13 protein-coding genes and 1 tRNA gene are annotated in these 20,461 nt (G+C 61.8%); 5 read left to right on the top strand and 9 right to left on the bottom strand.

All coding sequences use genetic code 11. The features are described 5' to 3' along the window. Nucleotides 1–174 precede the first annotated feature (174 nt). A tRNA-Arg gene (locus tag ACUIAI_RS05345) sits at nucleotides 175–251 on the bottom strand. A 44-nt stretch (nucleotides 252–295) separates the two neighbouring features. Then, entirely contained in the window at nucleotides 296–2,173 is a 1,878-nt protein-coding gene (locus tag ACUIAI_RS05340) for a 1-deoxy-D-xylulose-5-phosphate synthase (RefSeq protein WP_445341775.1), read from the bottom strand. A 179-nt stretch (nucleotides 2,174–2,352) separates the two neighbouring features. Between ACUIAI_RS05340 and purE the strand changes: the two genes are divergently transcribed. The 3 genes from purE to ACUIAI_RS05325 all read left to right on the top strand — a co-directional run bounded on the left by purE (nucleotide 2,353) and on the right by ACUIAI_RS05325 (nucleotide 4,522). Further along, nucleotides 2,353–2,859, top strand: a complete 507-nt coding sequence (purE, locus tag ACUIAI_RS05335; RefSeq protein WP_110413205.1) for a 5-(carboxyamino)imidazole ribonucleotide mutase — start codon at nucleotides 2,353–2,355, stop codon at nucleotides 2,857–2,859. Beyond that, a complete protein-coding gene (gene purK / locus ACUIAI_RS05330) occupies nucleotides 2,843–4,009 on the top strand; it encodes a 5-(carboxyamino)imidazole ribonucleotide synthase (RefSeq protein ID WP_445341774.1) in 1,167 nt (388 codons plus the stop codon). Before purE ends, purK begins: the two co-directional genes overlap by 17 nt. Before the next feature lie 69 nt (nucleotides 4,010–4,078). Continuing rightward, nucleotides 4,079–4,522, top strand: a complete 444-nt coding sequence (locus ACUIAI_RS05325; RefSeq protein ID WP_445341773.1) for a Fur family transcriptional regulator — start codon at nucleotides 4,079–4,081, stop codon at nucleotides 4,520–4,522. Here ACUIAI_RS05325 and ACUIAI_RS05320 read toward each other — a convergent pair. Both ACUIAI_RS05320 and ACUIAI_RS05315 read right to left on the bottom strand, forming a co-directional pair. Then, nucleotides 4,494–7,103, bottom strand: coding sequence for a bifunctional lysylphosphatidylglycerol flippase/synthetase MprF (locus tag ACUIAI_RS05320; RefSeq protein WP_445341772.1), 2,610 nt, complete (start codon nucleotides 7,101–7,103; stop codon nucleotides 4,494–4,496). The genes ACUIAI_RS05325 and ACUIAI_RS05320 overlap by 29 nt on opposite strands. Nucleotides 7,104–7,157: 54 nt before the next feature. Next, nucleotides 7,158–8,522, bottom strand: a complete 1,365-nt coding sequence (locus ACUIAI_RS05315; RefSeq protein ID WP_445341771.1) for an alpha/beta hydrolase-fold protein — start codon at nucleotides 8,520–8,522, stop codon at nucleotides 7,158–7,160. 219 nt (nucleotides 8,523–8,741) lie between these two features. Here ACUIAI_RS05315 and ACUIAI_RS05310 point away from each other — a divergent pair, with 219 nt between their 5' ends. Both ACUIAI_RS05310 and ACUIAI_RS05305 read left to right on the top strand, forming a co-directional pair. Further along, on the top strand, nucleotides 8,742–9,662 hold the full coding sequence (locus ACUIAI_RS05310) for a metal ABC transporter solute-binding protein, Zn/Mn family (protein WP_445341770.1): 921 nt from the start codon (nucleotides 8,742–8,744) through the stop codon (nucleotides 9,660–9,662). A 126-nt stretch (nucleotides 9,663–9,788) separates the two neighbouring features. After that, complete coding sequence (locus ACUIAI_RS05305; RefSeq protein ID WP_445341769.1) at nucleotides 9,789–11,936, top strand: LTA synthase family protein; 2,148 nt, start codon at nucleotides 9,789–9,791, stop codon at nucleotides 11,934–11,936. On the opposite strand, the gene purD is transcribed toward ACUIAI_RS05305, so the two are convergent. The 5 genes from purD to purC all read right to left on the bottom strand — a co-directional run bounded on the left by purD (nucleotide 11,933) and on the right by purC (nucleotide 20,448). After that, a complete protein-coding gene (purD, locus tag ACUIAI_RS05300) occupies nucleotides 11,933–13,204 on the bottom strand; it encodes a phosphoribosylamine--glycine ligase (protein WP_445341768.1) in 1,272 nt (423 codons plus the stop codon). The two genes, ACUIAI_RS05305 and purD, sit on opposite strands and share 4 nt — an antisense overlap. A gap of 18 nt (nucleotides 13,205–13,222) precedes the next feature. After that, nucleotides 13,223–14,272, bottom strand: coding sequence for a phosphoribosylformylglycinamidine cyclo-ligase (purM, locus tag ACUIAI_RS05295; protein WP_445341767.1), 1,050 nt, complete (start codon nucleotides 14,270–14,272; stop codon nucleotides 13,223–13,225). Nucleotides 14,273–14,310: 38 nt separating this feature from the next. Next, a complete protein-coding gene (gene purF, locus ACUIAI_RS05290) occupies nucleotides 14,311–15,819 on the bottom strand; it encodes an amidophosphoribosyltransferase (protein WP_445341766.1) in 1,509 nt (502 codons plus the stop codon). A gap of 17 nt (nucleotides 15,820–15,836) precedes the next feature. Then, entirely contained in the window at nucleotides 15,837–19,616 is a 3,780-nt protein-coding gene (locus ACUIAI_RS05285) for a phosphoribosylformylglycinamidine synthase (RefSeq protein ID WP_445341765.1), read from the bottom strand. A gap of 79 nt (nucleotides 19,617–19,695) precedes the next feature. Next, complete coding sequence (purC, locus tag ACUIAI_RS05280; protein WP_445341764.1) at nucleotides 19,696–20,448, bottom strand: phosphoribosylaminoimidazolesuccinocarboxamide synthase; 753 nt, start codon at nucleotides 20,446–20,448, stop codon at nucleotides 19,696–19,698. Nucleotides 20,449–20,461: the final 13 nt, after the last annotated feature.

The following is a 20,461-nucleotide window of genomic DNA, read 5'->3' as shown; positions in this document are numbered from 1 at the left end:
GTGTGGTCTGCTGAGCGAAGTTGGACTGCTTGTGTGCTTGATATGACAAATCGCCAACAATGAACGAACCCTTGTCAGCAGTCGTCAACTACTGCGAATCGTCTTACTCATTCATTTATGAGATATGAGCTCAAATCGACTTCCTGCTTCTCGTGCACAAGCAAGAAGCACTATTGGTGACCCCGGAGAGATTCGAACTCTCGACCTACAGATTAGAAGTCAGTTGCTCTATCCAGCTGAGCTACGGGGCCAAACCCTTTTATTATACCCGTTTGGGTCCACCGGCGGGTCAAATTTATGAAGCCTGGTCGGCAAGGGCATCCGAGATGGCTTGAGTCATTGCAGGAACGGTCATGCCATACTTTTCCAGCAGGGTAGCTTGGGGAACCCGGTCGTTGAACTCCTTGGCTGCTCCGAAGGCCAGGGTGCGAACCTGTGCAGGTCCGTAGTAGGCAGCCACGGCCTGTCCCCAGCCGCCGTCCAGCTGGCCGTCCTCGATGGTGGCCACCAGGGAGTGGGTGCTGGCCAGGGCATCCAGGGTCTGCTCATCCAGGCGGTCATAGCGATGTGGGTCCACCAGCGTGGGCTTCAGCCCCATGGACGCCTCCAAGGAATCAGCTAGGTCACGGCCCAGGGGCAGGGCATCGCCGAGAGCCAGCAGGGCCACTGTCCTGCCTTCCTGCAGGATACGATAACGATCCCAAGGCTGGCTTTCGGCCGCGGGATTGGAGGTTGCTGGCGCTATCTGCTTGCCGGCCCTTTCTGTAGCCAGCGTGCGCTCGCCGGGCACTCTGATGACCACCGGCTGCCGAGCCGGGCCAGTGGCCCAGGCCAGCATGTCCAGAAACTCGGCCCCACTGGTCGGAGCCAGGCAGGTCAATCCGGGGATGCCCCGCATCATGACCATGTCGGCCGTACCTGAATGCGTGGCATCGGTTTTGGCTACCCCAGTGGAGAAAACCAGCAGGGTCACCGCGCTGCCGTTCAAGGCCATCTCCTGCTCGATCTGGTCGTAGGCCCTCTGGAAGAAGGTGGCCGAGGTGGCGACCACGGGCGTGCCTCCAGCCTTGGCGATGCCCGCGGCATAGGCTATCGCATGGGATTCGGCGATGCCGACGTCCCGATAGTGGTTTCCGGCCCGCTGGCGGAAGTCGGGGTCGATGCCATTTGACAGCGGCGTGGCGGGGGAGATGACCATGAGGCCCGGCTCTTGCGGGAACCTCGCCTCCAAGGCCTGCATGGCCATTCTTCCATAGGTCTTTCGTGAGTTGGGCAAGCGGTTAAAAGAGTCCAAGCCGTCCTGCCAGTGGTTGGCTTCTACCGGACCTTCGGCGGGCAAATCTGGCAGGGAAGTCATATGATCTGTGTTCACATCGCTTAGGCCCATGGAAGCCGGCCCGATCTGCCCATGGCTGCCCTGGCCCAGCCCCAGGCCCTTGCGGGTGTGGATATGGACCACCACCGGATGATCGGTGTCCTTGACCCGACGGAAGGCCTCGATTAGGTCCTCAATACGGTTGCCCTCCTCCACGTAGCAGTATTCCAGTCCAAGGGAGCGGAAGGGATTGTCTGAGCTGCGTCCCCCACTGGCACGCAGGGCCGCCAGGCTCTTGTAGAGTCCTCCGTGGTTCTCTGCAATGGACATTTCGTTGTCATTGACCACGATAATCAGGTTGCCGCCCTGTTCGGCAGCCCAGTCCAGCCCTTCGAAGGCCGGTCCGCTGCTCAGGGAGCCGTCCCCGATGAAAGCGATTATGTTGGACTTGCCGCCGGTCGCATCCCGCTGGGCGGCCATCCCGCAGGCCAGGCCGATCGAGGTGCCGGTGTGCCCCAGCATGAAGTCGTCGTAGGGGCTCTCCTTAGGCGAGGTGAATCCGGACAAATCCTCCTGAGACTCAGGGTCCGTGTAGGCCTGGCGTCGACCGGTCAGGATCTTGTGGGTATAAGCCTGGTGAGAGACATCGAAGATCAGATGATCATGAGGCATATCAAAGACGTAGTGCAGGGCGATGATGGGCTCGATGGTGGCCAGGTTGGAACCCAGGTGGCCGCTGTGGCGTCGACAGAAGCGGATCAGCAGCTGACGGATCTCGTCGGCGAGTCGATTCAGCTCTTCCAAGGAGAGAACCTTCAGATCCTGTGGGGAGTCGATGCTGTCCAGAAGCTTGCCCATAACCCTCCTGTCTCTTTCTGTAATGCAATCCAATGATTCTAGGTCTGTAGCGGCGGCTTGAAGCTGCTGAAAGCCTGATGTTCACCAGGCCCGGCCTTTACATCCATAGGACCGTCACGATTGGTCGGCTTCTCCCCGGCCTTGCGTAGTATCAAATGTGCATGAACATTGGAGGGCCGATGGCTGACAATACACATGAAGGGGCACGCGTCGCAGTGATCATGGGATCATCAAGCGACTGGGAGACGATGAAGGAAGCCTGCCGGATGCTGGACCGGTTCGCTATCGTCTACACCAAGGAGGTAATCTCCGCCCATCGCACACCTGGGCGTATGGCGGAGTTCGCACATCAGGCCCGGAGCCAGGGTATAGGAGTCATCATTGCAGGGGCCGGCGGAGCAGCCCATCTGCCTGGTATGGTGGCGGCCCAGACCACGCTGCCGGTCATTGGGGTGCCAGTGAAGTCCCATGCACTGAGCGGGGTTGATTCACTCTTGTCCATCGTGCAGATGCCCGCCGGTATCCCTGTGGCGACCACGGCAATAGGGGCATCCGGGGCTACCAATGCCGGCCTGCTGGCGGCTTCAATTCTCTCCATTAATGATTCAAGACTGGCTCAGGCTCTGGATGATTACCGTGCCGAGCTGGCTCGATCCGTGGAGGCGTCCAATGCCAAGCTTGTCTGAGGAGACCGAGGGGAGGATTGATCACCTGGAGCCGGGGTCCGTCATCGGGATCGTGGGCGGCGGTCAGTTGGGACGGATGATGGCCCTGAGCGCCCGCTACCATGGATTCCGCATCGGTGTGCTGGATCCCACGTCCGATGCGCCCGCGGCTCAGGTGGCTGACTTCCAAGAGACTGCCGACTATGGCGATCTCGACGCTATCAAAAGGCTTGCTGAACGCAGCGATGTGCTCACCTACGAATTCGAGAATGTGGATGCCGACGCATTGGATCAGGTGAGGGACCGAGTGGCCATCCCCCAAGGAACTGATCTGCTCAGGGTCACTCAGGACCGGGTCCACGAGAAGACCTTTATCAACCGTCATGGCATTGATACTGCCCCTTGGAGGCAGGTTGACAGTCTTGATCAGCTGGATACGGCTCTGAAAGAGCTGGGAATGCCCGCCGTGCTCAAGACGCGAACCGGCGGCTATGACGGCCACGGCCAGGCGATCCTGCGCACTAATGAGGATCTTCAGGCCCTGAAAGCGCGGATCAAGGGCCAGGACTTCCCGCCCTCCGTGCTGGAGGGGTTCGTGGACTTCGCCTTCGAGGCCTCCATACTGGTCTCAGGCAACGGGAAGGACTATGTCACCTTCCCAATGGTGCGCAACGAGCACCGTCACAACATACTGCACATGACTCTGGCGCCGGCCCAAGTCGAGCCTGAAATGGCCGACCGCGCGCGTGACATGGCCCTGACTTTGGCTGACGGCTTCAAGTTGGCCGGAACCTTGGCCCTTGAGCTTTTTGTCATGCCTGATGGCGGTTTGGTGGTCAACGAGTTGGCCCCGCGCCCCCATAACTCCGGTCATTACACTATCGAGGCCTGCTCCATGGACCAGTTCGATGCCCACGTTCGGGGCATCGCTGGGTGGCCCCTGCCCAATCCTCGTCTGCTCAGCCCGGCGGTCATGGTCAACGTTCTGGGCCAGCATGTGGCCCCGGTCAGAAGGTTGCTTGGTGAACACCCCGAATGGTTCCTGCATGATTATGGTAAGGCTGAAGTGCGCACCGACCGCAAAATGGGGCATCTGACGGTGCTGACTGACGATCTGGAGAAGACGGCCAAGGATTTGGAGGCCACAGGCTGCTGGTCCGACCTGGACTGAACTGAATCCTCACATCTGTTCTGGCAATCCGGATGTAGGCTTGGTGGAGCCCAAGGAGTGTGTCTAATCATGAACGCTGGCTCATCGGTCGGCCGCCGGACGCGGCAGAAGAACGCTATCTGGAGGATTCTTCAGTCCCAGAACGACTTCGTCTCAGCCAAGGAGCTGCACAAGCTTCTTCGCGATTCGGGCCAGCGAATCGGCTTGGCCACGGTTTATCGACAGTTGGGTTCCCTGCATATGTCCGGCAGCCTGGACTGCATTGAGCATGGGGGCATTCGCCTTTACCGGGTCTGCCTGGCCCAGCGAAAGCATCATCACCATTTGGTCTGCGAACGCTGCGGAAGAACCGTGGAGATCAGCCCGCCGGACGATGGCTGGTTGAAGGCCGTGGCGGCTGAGCATGGCTTTACGGTCTCCTCGCACACCTTGGAGGTCTACGGCCTGTGCAGCAGCTGTCGGGACCGCTTCGGTCAGGCGGACGTCAGCGATCCTCCCGGCCCTTGGGCATGATGGTTTTGATGGCATCCCAGGCCTGCGAAGCCTTGAGATTAGGCAGGTAGGCCTGGACTACAGCCAGTCCGATCTGGGCTAGCTGAGCCGGGTCGGGATAACAGATATAGACCGGGTGCTCGCTGGGCTGGAACTTCTTCTTGAAGAAGAAGAGGGAGCGGAAACCATAGGCCGGTTCCATCAGGTCGGCCACCATATGCAGGGCATGCTGCAGGAAGGCAGTCCGATCTTCGCTTTGATCCTCTTCGTCATCTTCGCTGCTGTCCATGCCGGCCAGGGGAGCGGCCGACAGGCTCATGAATTCCGCCGTGCCCTGGTCGCGTAGCCGTTCGGCCATCCGTGCGATCAGGAACTCCATGATTCCATTGGGGCTGTCGGTTCTGTGCCTCATGAAGTCCAGGGTCCAGCCGATCACCTGGCCCTGGCGATAGGTAGGCATCCAGCTAGTCACGGCCAGCACCTTGCCTTGGTCGTCCACGGCGTAGAGGATGGCCATGCGCGGGTCCCTCAGCTCATCCAGGCCACCCAGGGTGAACTTCATCTCAGGAAGCGCCTTGAGCTCGGCCCACTGCTCCGAGATGTCCACAATCTGCGACTGGACGTCCCAGGAGGCGTCGTTGAATGTGGTCAGCACGTCGGTGATCTTGTCGCGCTTGGCCTTGTTGATGGCTGTGCGAATGTCCTGCCATTTCTTGCCCTTGGTCTGCCAAAGGCTGGGGGTGACCATCATCTCCGAGCCGACTGTCAGGGTGGACCAGCCCCTGGCTGCCAGCAGATCACGCTGGGGCTTGTGGACGCTGTAGAAGACCGGTGACCAGGAATGGGCGTTGCAGAAACGGGTGAATTCGTCCAGATCATCCGCATATTCCTCAGGATCGCCGAAGGGACCAGTGGTGGTCAGGGCTATGCTGTGCAGGAGCCGGTAAGCGATGGCTGAACGGCCGCTCTGGGAGAACCAGTAGCTGTTGCCCTCCCAAGTGGTCATGAAGGACATGCTCTCGCCTCCGTACTCGACCAGTCGATCGGCCTCCTGGCGTTCGCTGCCGTTCTGGATGACCGAGCTGCGCATCCAGGAGAGCAGGACTACCAGGACCACCAGCCAGAAGATCAGCCCGACTCCGTGGCTAACGATTATCCCCGTCGGAGTACGTGGTGCCAGAGCCGGCCGGAAGCGCGAGGCCACACCATTAGGCAGGTAAAGCTCGGGCAGTTGGGAGAGCGCTCTGCTGGTGGTGGGCCAGGGATGGAAGGAGCCGGGACTGACTGCGGTGAAGGCCAGATAGCCCACGGCTGTGGCCAGGAAGGCCAGACCGATGGCTGCCCAGCCTACCTGCAGGCGTGAGGCCTTGGTCCGTACCAGGAAGATGCGCAGGTTGCGCGCCAAGAAACAGTTGAGAATCAGCGGAGGAAGAGTGATGATCAGCAGGGAGGGAATAGCACCGTGACGGATGGCCTGGGGCAGGCCGTCGCCGATGGTCAGCGGGAAAACCAGGTAATAGAGCACGGCCAGGACGATAGTCAGGCCGTTCAGGACCAGACTGGTGACAGCGGCAACCCGGCGGCCATGGTAGATGCCCCAGGCCACCACCAGCAGGACCAGGGTGGGCATGATCAAGGACGAGACGCTGGTAGGTGCTCGACCGGCGACCAGGCCATACTGTGCATAGCAGCTGGCCTGGTTGTTCTTGGCCAGGCAGCGGGACAGGGCGGCGCTACCGCCAGGGTCCGAACCCAGGAACATGCCCAGCGGGGTGAAGAATCCTGCACGGATTTTGGAGGAGACGGTGACCAGTGGGCCAAGAGCCAGAACCGTGGAGACGGCTCCCAGCAGATGGCGGGTCTCGTATGAGCCGCTATGGCCATGCGGATTGGCGTCCTTTACCGGTCCGTGCCAGAGGTGGCCGGTCAGGTGGCCGATGAGCGCTGCCGCCAGGGCGCAGTAGTAGCCGGGGTTGCCGGTATACAAAACCATCAAGATCAAGGCCGTGTAGCCTATGGTGGCGATTCTGCGCCGCCAGAGGAAGTCGCTGAAGGGGATGGATGCCATCAGGGATCCGACCACCAGGATGATGGGGCTGAGTGTCATGGGCACCCGGATGAACCAGGCCCAATGGTCCTGAAGGGCATTGATCAGGGTGCAGATGACCAGCCCAATAGCCGCGCCGCCTACCGCGCTGATGACTGAGGTGATCACGGTGCGCCTGCGACCCAGTCGGGTCTCGGCGATGCATAGCATAACCAGGACCAGGGCCACATCTATAACCAGTTGCAGAGGACCGGGGGTGATGACTAGGGATACCAGCAGCCGTGCGAACTGGACCAGGAGCGAGGGGCGCCCCTGGCCATGAACGGGATGTGGCGCCTGGTGAATGATCAGGTCGGACAAGGGCAGGCCCAGCCGTGTCCTGCCGGGGATGCGCAACAGCCAGATCAGCAGCCAGCTGATCAGGTTGAGCAGGACCAGTCCGAGGCTGAAAGCCAGAGCAAAGGCGTGACGTCTTATCCATCGGGTCAGGTCCCGCAAAAGTACGGTCTTGGCCGAAGGCTCCATAAGTCCGGATCCCTTATTCGTTGTCTCCATGATTACGGCGGCTCTTTCTGCTTATCTGCTTGAACGCTTTGGCCTGTCGGCGGTTCAGTTGAGGCTGGTTTCGATAATGTTCGGAAAATCTGCAATTGGCCGGGACATTGGCCCTAGTCCCATGGCTTCGCCCATCCACTCCAGCCCGGGTTCCCAGGCGGTCTTGACTGTGTGCCAGTCATGGCCCGAGCCCTGGGTGACGACGGCCTGCACCTTCATGCCTGCCTGGGTGGCGGCCTTGGCAATGACCATCATATTGTGCTGGGACTCCTTATCGTTGGATCCGGCTGCTGTGAACAGGCGCTGGCGTGAGGGTGCCCGCTCCAGCATGGCCCTGGCTGGGACCTGGGCCAGGAAGCGTCTTTTGTCGCCGCCGAAGTAGTCGCGGATCATCTGCTCTTGCCGACCCTGGGTCGGTTCCAGCTCTCCGTCGGCTGGGAGCATGTTCCCGTAGATGTCGGGATGCCGTGCCCCAAGCTGGGTAGAGCAGGTCCCGCCCTGGGAGAATCCGCCTATGGTCCATTGTTGGGGCTGGTCGGCGACGGGCAGCTCTGTGCGGATCCAGGTGGGCACGTCCTTACTTAAATAGGTTTCCGCCTTCCCGTAGACCGGGGAGTCCACGCACAGGCTGTTGTGGGAGGAGGACCCGTTCTGGTCGGGGGAAACCACCACTGGCGCCAGGCCCTCGTGCCGGGCAGCATAGGCATCCATCATGGCCGGAATGGCTCCAGCCGTGAAGAGCCGGTCGGGGCTGCCGGGCTGGCCGGCCAGAAGAACGAATACTGGCAGTGCAGGCGGTCTGTCGCTCAAGGCGGCGGGCGGCAGGTAGACATCAGCTGGCCGGGCCGCGAACCGGGAGCGCCCGTTGGGGATGAGCATGCTGTAGGAGCGGCCGGCACTCGGATGCGAGGGCAGTTCGCCCTTAGATGCCAGGGATCGCCACTGGGCCACGCTCATGGCCGGTCTGGCTGCCTTGTGGTCTCGGTAATCAGGGTAGAGGGAGACGCTGAACAGGGACCCCAAGGTGGTGAATTCGCCGTAGATGATATCCACGCGAAGCCCGGTGGAAAGCAGACAAAGCAGGACGGTTAGTGCGGCCAGGATCCGGCGCCACCCCCGGGCGGTGATCAGGATGCAGACGGCGAACCCCACAGCAAGAAAGCCCAAGGCCACGCTGATGATAACCATCCAGCCCAGGGAGACACCGAAGAGCATGAAGACATCGGAGACCAGCCAGGTGGCCAACAGTCCCAAGGCTCCTATGCCCAGGGCAATGGCCGCCTGCCGCAGCAGGGTCCGCCAGCGTCCGTGTGTCAGTCCGGTCAGCGTCAGCACGATCAGGGCCAAGGCCGTCAATGCAAACAGTGACGCAGGCAGCCACCCCTGGGTCAGATGGACCTTTGCCAGCCATGCACCCATGCCATTCCTTCCAAGGAAAATACATCCGCAGTTCAGTATAGGGAATGTTCGGGCTCACGGAGACTATTTAGGCAGGCATTCATTCTTGACAGGCCCGAATCCCCGGATCCCGGTCACGGGTTCGTCTATGGTAGATTTATTGATAATCAATCTCAGTAACGTTCGGCAGGTACGGCAACAGGCCCATATAGCGCCGCCGCCAGGAAGGAATCCCCATCCATGCACTCCAGCAGTACACGCTTCCGTCGGACCCGAGCCTTGGCCGCAGGCCTGCTGGCCGGACTGACCCTGCTGACATGTCTGACTGGCTGCGGGAAGAGCGAATCATCCTCGTCAGCTGCAAAGTCCAGCACTCTGCAAGTGGTGACCAGCATCAATCAGTGGCAGTCCCTGGCCGTGGACCTGGGAGGCGACCAGGCTCGGGTGGATACTATTCTGAGCAACACCTCCACTGATGCCCATGACTATGAGCCGACAACGGCAGACATCGCCCGGATCAGCCGCGCAGATCTGGTCATAGTCAACGGCGCCGGAATTGACGACTGGGCAGCTAAGGCCGCTGAAACCGGGCAGGCCCGGCTGGTGGACATATCCAAGGCATCAGGGCACAAGGCCGGAGACAACCCCCATCTCTGGTTTTCCTCCCAGAGCAGGAGAGCGGCTGCCAAGGCTGTGCATGAGGCCTACCGGCAGCTGCGCCCAGGTCGCGGGACCGACTTTGACAAGGCCTACCAGGACTGGCAGGGTCGACAGGCCCGGCTGGACGATCTGATTGCCAAAGCGCGCAAGCAGACCCAAGGTCGGCACTACGCGGCTACGGAATCAGCAGCATACTATCTCTGTCATGATCTGGGCATGAAGGATCTGACCCCAGAGGGGTATCTGCGGGCGGCCGCCAACGAGAGCGAGCCCTCGCCCGAGGACCTGGTGGCCTTCCGCCATTTGCTGGCATCCGGCCAGTTGGACATGCTGGTGCTCAACACCCAGGAGGTCAATCGAACCTCCAAGGATTTGGCCACTGAAGCCCGTAAGGCCCATGTGCCGGTGTTTGAGGTCAGTGAGCAGCGCCCCGATAAGTACCGAAACCTGGAGGATTGGATCAGCGCCCTGGTCCAGCGGGTGCCGGGCGCCAAGGCCTGATAGGCCCACTCGCTCACCGTGTTCGCTAAGGGGTGTTTTCACTGGGCTTGTCGTCCTTGATAGGAACAATGGCACAGGTATCGGTAAAGGCCCTTGGGGCCCAGTCGCCAAAGTCAGGAGTAAGCGGTGAAGGATCGTAAGCGTCAGCCCGGCCGGTGGACATCCTGGATGCAGAACATGACCGGACGTCTTCGGGTACGTGGGTGGGTCTACCTGCTCGCCTTCATCCTGATTGACTTCCTGTCGGTAGGCATCCTTCAGTGGGGGGTCTCCCTGAACAGTTCCCGCGTAGAGCTGTCCAACCCGCTGATCGGCTTCTGGGGCTTCATCTCGGCCATGTGGACCCAACGTCGGTTCGTCCTGGTGCTCAATATGCTGGCTGTAGGCCTGGTCTACCTGGCCCTGGCCTACCTAACCAATCGTTTTTGGGCGGCATCAGGGCTGATCCTGGCCATCTGCGCGGTCATTGCGGTCATCGAGCGCTTCAAGGTGCGTGCACGGTATGAAGCTATTCTGCCCTCGGATTTGGATTTCCTCCATGCCGATGCGGCCAATCTGGTCTCCTTCCTGCCGGCTCGGTCCCTGCTCATGATCGGGCTGGGAGTCGTGGCTCTGGTCGTTCTCGGATTAATCTGCTGGGTGGTGTCACGGATGGATGCCCGTCGCGGTCGTCCGGTGGCCACTGGCAACAAGCCTCTGGGTGCGGGACTGCGTACGGTAGGGGTCCTGGTCCCGGTTCTGGTGGTGGCACTGTTCATGTCCACTGTGGGCACCTACGGCAGCCCCTCCTACCGCTTCTCGCAGTTTATGGGCGACATACCCTCCATGTGGGACTCGGTCTATGATGCCCAGCGTAACGGGGTCTTCGTATCCTTCTCGCGGCAGCTGCGGCCCAAGGTTATGGACCAGCCTGCAGGCTACAGCCGTGCCACCATGAAGTCTCTAGCCCACCGCTACCAGCTTTCTGCTGATCGCATCAATCATGACCGCAAGTCCTACATGAACGAGTCGACCCTGGTCTACATCCTCTCCGAGTCGTTCTCGGATCCCACGCGGGTGCCGGGCGTCGCACTCAATCAGGACCCTATGCCCCATATCAGATCCATCAAGGAGGGCACCACCAGCGGACTCATGCTCTCCTCCGGCTACGGCGGCGGCACGGCCAATCTGGAGTTCCAAGCCATGACCGGCCTGTCCATGGCCAACTTCGATCCCTCGCTGACATCCCCCTATCAGCAGGTCATCCCTCACCTGAACTGGATACCCACGGTCAACCAGGCCTGGGGGTCGCCATCCAGGTCTCTGGCCTTCCATCCCTATGAATCCTCCATGTATTCCAGGGCCGAAAACTACAAGAAGTTCGGCTTCTCGCACTTCTACTCGCTTACTGGCCCTGACCAGATAGCCCACCAGGACCGCATCGACCGCAGCCAGTATGTGGGGGATCGCTCCGCCTACGATTCCGCCCTGGAGCAGATGGGTGACGACAAGGGCAACCAGTTCGTCGAGGTCATCACCATGCAGAACCACATGCCCTACAACGACTGGTATGACGATAACAACTTCTCGGTCAACTCCTCCGACCCCAACAGGCCTCTAGGCGACGATGAGATGCAATCCATCCGCACCTACGCCAAGGGGGTCAGTCTGACCGATCAAGCCACTGCCGATTTCCTGAACAGCCTGGACTCCCAGAGCAAGCCGGTCACTGTGGTCTTCTACGGGGATCACCTGCCCGGCATCTATGGCACGGCCAGCTGGGACGAGCACAACTCCCTGGCCCTGCATCTGACCGACTACTTCATCTGGTCCAACAAGGCCTCGGATTCCTCAGGAGCACAGGTCAGCAACAGCGCCTATTCATCGCCCAACTTCTTCCAGGCCCAGGCGGCCGAGCACATAGGTGCCAAGGTCTCGCCCTTCACGGCCTTCCTGACCGAGTTGCACGACAAAATCAGCGCCATTGAGCCTCCGGTGGCCAACCAGATTCAGGACTGGAACAGGATCCCGGCAGGGCAGACCAACTATCTGGATGCCCAGGGCCAGCCCATGAATGCCCGTGACTTCGACCGGGCCACCCGGCGGCTCCTGAATGACTACAAGCTGATCCAGTACGACATTATGGCAGGCAAGCACTATCTGCAGGGAACCGGCTTCACCACCACGCCCACCCGCCGTTCGGATGCCGCCCGGCAAAAGGCCAAGGAGCAAGCTCGTCAGGAGGAGCAAAACCAGGATAAGGACAGCGAGAGCTCGACCAGCTCGGCCAATTAGGATTCCAGACCGTGGTGGCCGATGTCGTGCCGATAGAAGAGGCCGGGCATCGACAATCCATCCAGCCGGTCATAGACTCGGCGGGCTGCCTGGGCCAGGTTGTCGCCTTGGGCAACAACCAAGGCGGTCCTTCCCAAAGAGGATGTCAGACCAGTTGAAGCTGAGCCGGACACTCCGGCGTAGTAGGCTCTCAGGTCCTTCTCCGGAGCGATCAAGGGCACGGGCACCCCGGTCTTGGGATTGCCGGGGTATCCCTGGGCTGCCAGGACCACACCCAGGCGGCTGTGGGAGTCGTCCCAGGTGAATTGAGGCTCTCCGTCCTCCATCAGGGTGCGGATGGCCGTGCCCAAATCGCTGGTCAGGGCAGGCAGGACTACCTCGGTTTCCGGGTCTCCCAGTCGTGCGTTGAATTCGATGACCTGAGGGCCCTGGTCGGTGACCATCAGCCCCGTGTAGAGAACCCCGGTGAAAGGACTGCCTTCCTGGGCCAGGGCACGGACGGTGGGGGCGACGATGGCATCCAAAGCCTTTTGGGTCAGTTCCGGTCCGAACTGGGGCAGAGGGGAGTAGGCTCCCATGCCGCCGGTGTTGGGGCCCTGATCCCCGTCATAGGCGGGCTTGTGGTCCTGGGACAGTGGCATGGGCCAGAACCGCTCGCCCCGGACGAAGCACATGAGCGAGCACTCCTGACCCACCAGCTGATCCTCGATGACCACCTGGGCTCCGGCCTGCCCGAATTTATGATCGATGAAGATGGCATCCAGGGCCTGCATGGCCTGGTCAAGGTCGGCGGCCACCGTCACGCCCTTGCCGGCTGCCAGCCCGTCAGCTTTGATGACCACCGGCGCGCCGTGCGAGCGCACATAGGCCTTGGCTGTTTCCAGGTCATGGAAGACCCCATAGTCGGCGGTGGGGATCCCATGCCTGCGCATCAAGTCCTTGGCAAAGCCCTTGGATCCCTCGATGCGGGCCGCAGCCTTGGTGGGTCCAAAGGCAGGGATGCCGGCAGCTTGCAGTTCGTCGACCAACCCAGCCGTCAAAGGAGCCTCGGGTCCGACGAAGACCCAGTCGATTCCCAGTTCGCGTATTGCGGCGATCAGTTTTTCAGGCTGCGAGGAATCCTCTTGCAGCAGGCTGATGCCGTCCGGCTCCATGCCCGGGTTGCCCGGGGCGCACCAGACCCGATCCACTCCTGGCCCAGCCAGCAGGGTGGTGGCGATAACGTGCTCCCTGGCTCCCGACCCGATGACCAGTACCTTGTCCACCATGATGGGCTCCTCTCGCTATTACTGACGACCGTCTTCGTTAAGAATGACCTGCTGGCCGTTTTGAGCACGCGTCACCTGTCCGATCAGGGTATAGGACTCCTGCTCCTCATCCAGGACTGCGCGTGCCTGGTCCAGCTGATCAGGGGAGATGACCAGAACCATTCCAATGCCCATGTTGAAGATGTTGTACATCTCCAGATGGTCGACCCTGCTCATCTCCTCGATCATCGTAAAGATGGGCGGCACCTTCCAGGCATTCAGGTTGAAGCTGGCTGCCAGCCCCTCGGGCAGAATCCGGGGCACCTTCTCCACGAAGCCGCCTCCGGTGATGTGTGCAGCGCCCCTGAGCAGGCCGGAGGCGAAGAGCGGACGCAGGGCCTTGACATAGATGCGGGTGGGTGTCAGCAGTTCCTCTCCCAGGGTCCGTCCGCCAAGCTGGTAGGGCCGATCCTCCAGCTTCATGCCTCCCTGGTCCAGCAGGGCCTGGCGAATCAGGGAGAATCCGTTGGAGTGGACTCCTGAGGAGGGCAGACCGATCAGCTGGTCGCCCTCTTTGATGGCCGAACCGTCCACCAGGGACTCCCGTTCGACCACACCCACGGTGAATCCGGCCAGGTCGTACTCGTCAGGCTGGTACATGTCAGGCATCTCTGCGGTCTCGCCGCCTACCAGGGCGGCCCCGGCCTGGACGCAGCCGTCGGCCACACCCTTGACCACCTGCTCCAGCAGAGCCGGGTCATTGTGTCCGCAGGCGATGTAGTCCAGGAAGATCAGCGGCTCGGCCCCCTGGGCGATGATGTCATTGACACACATGGCCACGCAGTCCTGACCGATGGTGTCATGGCGGCCGGCTTCCCGGGCCACCATCAGCTTGGTACCCACGCCGTCAGTGCCCGAGACCAGAACCGGATGGCGATAATTGAGCGCAGACAGGTCGAAGTCGCCGCCGAAGCCGCCAATGTCTCCGGCGCCCGGCCTATGGGTTCTGGCCGTGTGGGAACGGATCCTGTCAATCAGTTCATATCCGGCCTCCACCGATACCCCAGCCTGCTCATATGCCTTCGGCATGGTTGCTCCTTTCTCTGCGCCGTCTGTTCTGTTTTTCGTTAGCGCTCATTGGTCTTCTGTCCCGATCCTGCAGGCATATCAAGCCCGTAGGATCCCTTGGATGCCTCCAGCCGGGCCCGGTCCTCTGGGGTCAGCGAGGCCAGGAAGCCCTGCTCATAGTCGTCAAGTCGCGTGGGATAATCACCGTTGAAGTAGGCTACGCAGAGCCCTTGGTAAGGTGCATCACGGCCCAGACCGATGGAATCCACCAGGCCGTCCAGACTCAGGTAGGCCAGGGAGTCGGCCTCGATGGCTTCTCTGATTTGCTCTACGGACTTCTTGGCGGCGATCAGTTCGGAGGTCCGTTGGATGTCGATGCCGTAGTAGCAGGGATACCGCAGGGGTGGGGAGGCGATACGCATGTGCACCTCGCTCGCCCCGGCCTCCCGGAGCAGACGGACGATTCTGCGCGAGGTGGTGCCTCGAACTATGGAATCGTCGATGACCACCACTCGTTTGCCGGCTACGACGCCTCGTACAGCGGCCAGTTTCATCCTGACACCTTGTTCGCGCATGGCCTGGCTGGGCTGGATGAAGGTGCGTGCCACATACTGGTTCTTGATCAGCCCCATTTCGTTGGGCAGTCCGGCCGCCTCGGCATAGCCTGAGGCTGCCGACAGGGAGGAGTTGGGCACGCCGATGACCATGTCGGCGTCCACCGGGGCCTCGCGGGCGAGCCTGGCCCCCATCCTCTTGCGGGCCGAGTGGACGTTGACCCCGTAAATATTGGAGTCCGGCCTGGCGAAGTAGATGAACTCCATGGAGCAGATGGACAGGCAGGTCTGATCGGTATAGCGTTCGATGCTGTAGCCCGAGTCGTCCACCCGGACGATTTCGCCGGGGCCGATGTCACGCACCAGCGTGGCGCCGACCAAATCCAGTGCGCAGGTCTCCGAAGCCAGGACGTAGGCCCCTCCTGGCAGCTGGCCCAACGAGAGAGGACGGAAACCGTTGGGATCCATGGCTCCGATCATGGCATCCTCGGTCATGAGCAGGTAGGCGAAGCCGCCATGGACCTGACGCAGAGCCTGTTTGAGCGCTGCCATGAAGTCCTTTTCAGGACTGCGCCGGATCAGGTGCATGAGCACCTCGGTGTCGGAGTTGGAGTGGAAGATGGCCCCTTGATCCTCCAACTCCGCCTTGAGGCTGTCGCAGTTGGTCAGGTTCCCGTTGTGCGCCAGGGCTATGTCCCCGTCATGAAAGCGGAAGACGAAGGGCTGGATGTTCTCGATGGACCCTGAGCCGGTCGTGGCGTAGCGGACATGGCCGATGGCCCGGTCTCCGGTCAGCGGCGTCAGGCTGGACTCGTCCGGGAAAACCTGAGTCAGCAGGCCCAGGCCCCGTCGTCCGATCAGATGCCCCTGGTCGTTGGAAACGATGCCGGCACCCTCCTGGCCGCGGTGCTGCAGGGCGTGCAGGCCGAAGTAGGTCAGCCGGGCGGCATCGGGGTGGCCCCAGACTCCGAAGATACCGCACTCCTCGTGGATGCCTTCAAGCTCCAACGACATGGTCTATGTCCTTTCCCCTAGGCGGCAAAGTAGTCCACTCCCGACTGGAAGAGCGGCTGCGGGCGGCTTCCGGGCACGTTGAGATACAGGTCGGGACCGCTGCGTTCCGTGTGGCCCATCTTGCCCAGCACCCGGCCGTCCGGACTGGTGATGGCCTCGACGGCCATGTCGGATCCATTGGGGTTGACCAGCGGATCCATGGAGGGACGGCCCTGCTCGTCTACATACTGGGCGGCCACCTGCCCCCGGTCGATCAGGGTACGCAGGAGGCCAGGCTCGGCCACGAACCGCCCTTCGCCATGGCTGATGGGCATGGTGTGGATGTCGCCCACCCGGCAGGCGCTCAGCCATGGGGAGCGTGTGGAACTGATCCGAGTATGGACCAGACGGCTCTGATGGCGGCCTATGGTGTTGACGGCCAGGGTGGGATCCTCGGGCGAGCCGGTGACGATTTTTCCGTAGGGGACCAGGCCCAGTTTGATCAGCGCTTGGAAGCCGTTGCAGACGCCCAGAACCAGCCCGTCCCGGTCCTGCAAAAGCTCCTGGAGGGCATCGGCGACCTGGTTCGAGCGCAGGAAGGATGCCACCAGTTTGGCCGAACCGTCGGGTTCATCGCCGCCGGAGAAGCCTCCGGGCAGCATGAGTATCTGGCTACTGCGGATGGCCTGGGCCAGGTGGCGGGAACTTTCGGTTACGTCCTCGGCGTTCAGGTTGCGGATGACCACAGTATCCACCTGGGCTCCAGCGTCCCGGAAGGCCCGTGCAGAGTCGAACTCGCAGTTGGTGCCGGGGAAGACGGGCATAACCACCTTGGGTCGGGCGGTCTTGGCAGTCCCTTTGGTTCTACGCGTTACTGGCCTGCCATGCTCACGGTCGGTGCGGCCGATGGTCGGCACCGGGTCGCCTTGGCCTCGGTATGGGAAGATGGATTCCAGACCCCTGGCACGGATTTCCTCAAGCTCAGCCAGGTCCAGATCCTCACTGCCACAGCGGAGGCGGTAATCCTCCCGTGTGCGCCCCAGCAGCTGCAAATGCAGACCGGAATCCTGAATGAACAGGGGCTCTGGGCCTGAGGTCTCCAGGATGAAGCTCCCATAGGCCGGACGGAAGAGCGCAGATATAGCAGTGTTTGATGCCAGATTCAGCCCGATTCTGTTGCCCAGGCACATCTCCATCAATGACTGGGCGATGCATCCGTAGCCCGGAGTGGCTGCAGCATCCACCAGGCCCTGGCTGGTCAGCGCCTCCACTTGGTCCATGACGGCCCTCAGGCTCTCCGGATCGGGTAGCAATCCGTCCTCCTGATATTCGGGCGTCAAGAGATAGACCTGACGGTCAGCCGCCTTGAATTCGGGGGAGACCGCATCCTTGGCTCGCCCCAGGGCCACGGCAAAGCTGATCAGGGTGGGAGGCACGTCCAGGTCCTCGAAGCTGCCGGACATGGAGTCCTTGCCGCCTATGGCCCCCACCGCCAGGTCCAGTTGGGCCTGGAGGGCGCCAAGGACGCCGGCCACTGGCAGGCCCCATCGCCGGGGGTCGCCGCCGGGCTTGGGGTAGTACTCCTGCAGGCTCAGGTGGGCATGGGAACGGCTGAAGCCAGAGGCCACCAGCTTGGCCAGGCTCTCGACCACGGCCAGGTAGGCGCCGGTGTATGGGTCCTGGCTGCTGATCGAGGGGTTGAATCCCCAGGCCATGGCCGAGGCGGTGGTAGTGTGCCCATCCACGGGCAGCTTGGCCACCATGGCCTGGGCCGGTGTCAGTTGTCGAGCTCCGCCGAAGGGCATGAGGACGGTGCCTGCGCCGATGGTGGAGTCGAACTGTTCGGCCAGACCCTGCTGGGAGCAGACGTTGATATCTGCAAGCAGGGCCTTCATGCGCGCGTCCAGGTTGCCTTGGACCTCGAAGGGGGCATGGTAGGGAGCAGGGACCGCCACCTGGGCATCGGCCTTATGAGGGGCGCCGTTGGAGGCCAGGAAGGATCGGGGGATGTCCACGATGGTCTCTGATCGCCAGGTCATCCGCAGCCGGGGTTCTTCGGTGACCTCGGCGATGACGGTGGCCTCGAGGTCCTCCTGCTGGGCGTACTCGATGAAGGCGGGCGCATCTTCGGCAGCCAGGGCCACGGCCATGCGCTCCTGGCTCTCGGAAATGGCGATTTCGGTACCGTCCAGCCCCTGGTACTTGAGCGGCACCCGGTCCAGGTCCACGTTCAGCCCGTCCGCCAGTTCGCCCACGGCCACGGCAACGCCGCCGGCTCCGAAGTCATTGCAGCGCTCAATCAGCCTGGCCGCCTCCTGACGGCGGAAGAGGCGCTGGAGCTTGCGCTCCTCAGGGGCATCGCCCTTCTGCACCTCGGCTCCGCAACGTTCCAGACTTTCTTCATTCTGGGACTTGGAAGCCCCGGTGGCGCCGCCGATTCCGTCGCGGCCGGTTCTGCCGCCCACCAGGATGATCAGATCGCCGGGTGCGGGCCGGCGGCGGATCACATGGTCGGCCGGTGTGGCGGCCACCACAGCGCCCACCTCCATCCGCTTGGCCGCATAGCCTGGGTGGTAGATTTCCCGGACCTGCCCGGTGGCCAGCCCGATCTGGTTGCCATAGGAGGAGTAGCCATCGGCCGCCTGACGGACGATCCGGCTCTGGGGCAGCTTGCCGGGCAGGGTCTGATCCAGCGGTTGACGGGGATCTGCTGCCCCGCTGACCCTCATGGCCTGGTAGACGTAGCCCCTTCCGGACAGGGGATCACGGATGGCTCCGCCGATGCAGGTGGCTGCACCACCGAAGGGCTCGATCTCGGTGGGATGGTTATGGGTCTCGTTTTTGAACAGGAAGAGCCAGTCCTGATCCTGGCCGTCCACGTCGACCTTGGTCCGGATAGTGCAGGCGTTGACCTCCTCGGACTGGTCCACGTCGTTCAGGATGCCGCGCTTCTGCAGGTACTTGGCTCCGATGGTGGCCATGTCCATCAGGCATTCAGGTCGGTCCTGACGGCCCAGCTCTCCTCGGATTGCCCGATACCGTTCCAGCGTGTTCCGTACTCGGGGGTTGCCCGCCTCGATCCGCTCCAGCCTGGTATTGAAGGTGGTGTGCCGGCAGTGGTCCGACCAATAGGTGTCGATCACCTTGAGCTCGGTCAGGGTCGGGTCGCGCTTTTCCTGGCGGTAGTGATCCCGGCAGAAGCGGGCATCCGGCAGATCCATGGCCAGGTCCAGCTTGTCGATCAATGCTTCCAGTCCAGGATCATCCAGATCGCGGAACCCGTCCAATACGGGCACTGGATCCGGATCGTCGTCAGGCATGGCCAGGGTCTTGGGCTGCTCCAGCCCTACCACCCGTGAGTCGACCGGATTGACCAGGTAATTGCGGATGACCTCTATTTGCTCGGCATCAAGGTCGCCCTGGAGCAGGTAGACAGTGGCTGTGGCCACCAAGGGGCGGGCGCCCTGGCCGACCAGCTGAACACATTGGGCTGCGGAATCGGCTCGCTGATCGAACTGACCAGGCAGGGGGGCCACGGCGAAAAGCATGGGGGAGTCCAGTGGCGGCAGGTCCTCGTCACCCTTCATGCGCAGGGCCTGCTCCAGTCGGGTGGCCACCAGGTCGGTCTGGGGCTGGGCGAAGACCGTGGGCAGGCAACGTTTGAAGAGGTCTTCGTCGATTCCCTCCAGATCGTAACGATTGATTATGCGCAGGCCGGTCAGCCCTTGCACGCCCGGCAGGGTGCGAAGCTGTTCGGCAAGCCTATCAGCGGCCTGGTCAAAGCCCCGCTTTTTCTCGGTATAGACACGGAAGAGCACAATAGATCCTTTCGCGATGGACTGTTTGGGGACCAATGAAAAACCCGGAGGCGATATGCTCGCTTCCGGGTCGACCGATTCAGCTATTCGATTGGCTTTCGCGCTCCTCCAATTCGGTAAGCCCATCCAGAATGGTTTGATAAGCCGGAATGATGCTGCCCAGGTCCCTGCGGAAAATGTCCTTGTCCAGGTGGGTGACCTGGCCGTCATGATTGTTGCTGATAGCCCAAAGCCGGCAGGTGTCGGGGGTGATCTCGTCGCCGAGAAGGATGATGCCCGATCCGGTCTTGCCCATTTCGATCTTGAAGTCCACCAGCTCCACGTTTATGGCGCGGAAGATGCCAGTCAGCGCCCCGTTGATCTCCCGGGTCTTAGCGGCGATGATGTCCAGATCCTGCTCAGTGGCCAGTCCCAGGGCCAGAATGTCGTCCCGGTTGATGAACGGATCATCCAGGGGATCGGACTTGTAGAAGAACTCCAGCACCGGCTGCTTCAAGGTGGTGCCTTCCGCAACCCCGTACCGTTGGGCGAAGGAGCCAGCGGCCCGGTTGCGCATGACAATCTCCAGGGGGAACATGTCCAGCCGACGGTTGAGCTGTTCGGTGTCCGAGATGCTGCGTACGAAGTGGCTGGGTATGCCCCGGCGGGCCAGCAGGGAGAATATCACTGTGGTGATCCTGTTGTTCAGTCTGGCCTTGCCTTCAATATTGGCCTTTTTGGCCCCGTTCCCCGCGGTGGCCTGGTCAGTGTACTCAACCCAGAGTATGTCTGGATCATCCGTCTCGTACAGTTTCTTGGCTTTGCCTTGATAGCGCATTCCCAACTTTTCCACTGTTCGCCTTCCT

The organism is Bifidobacterium sp. ESL0827 (assembly GCF_052606685.1).
This window is presented reverse-complemented; position numbering and strand designations above follow the sequence as displayed.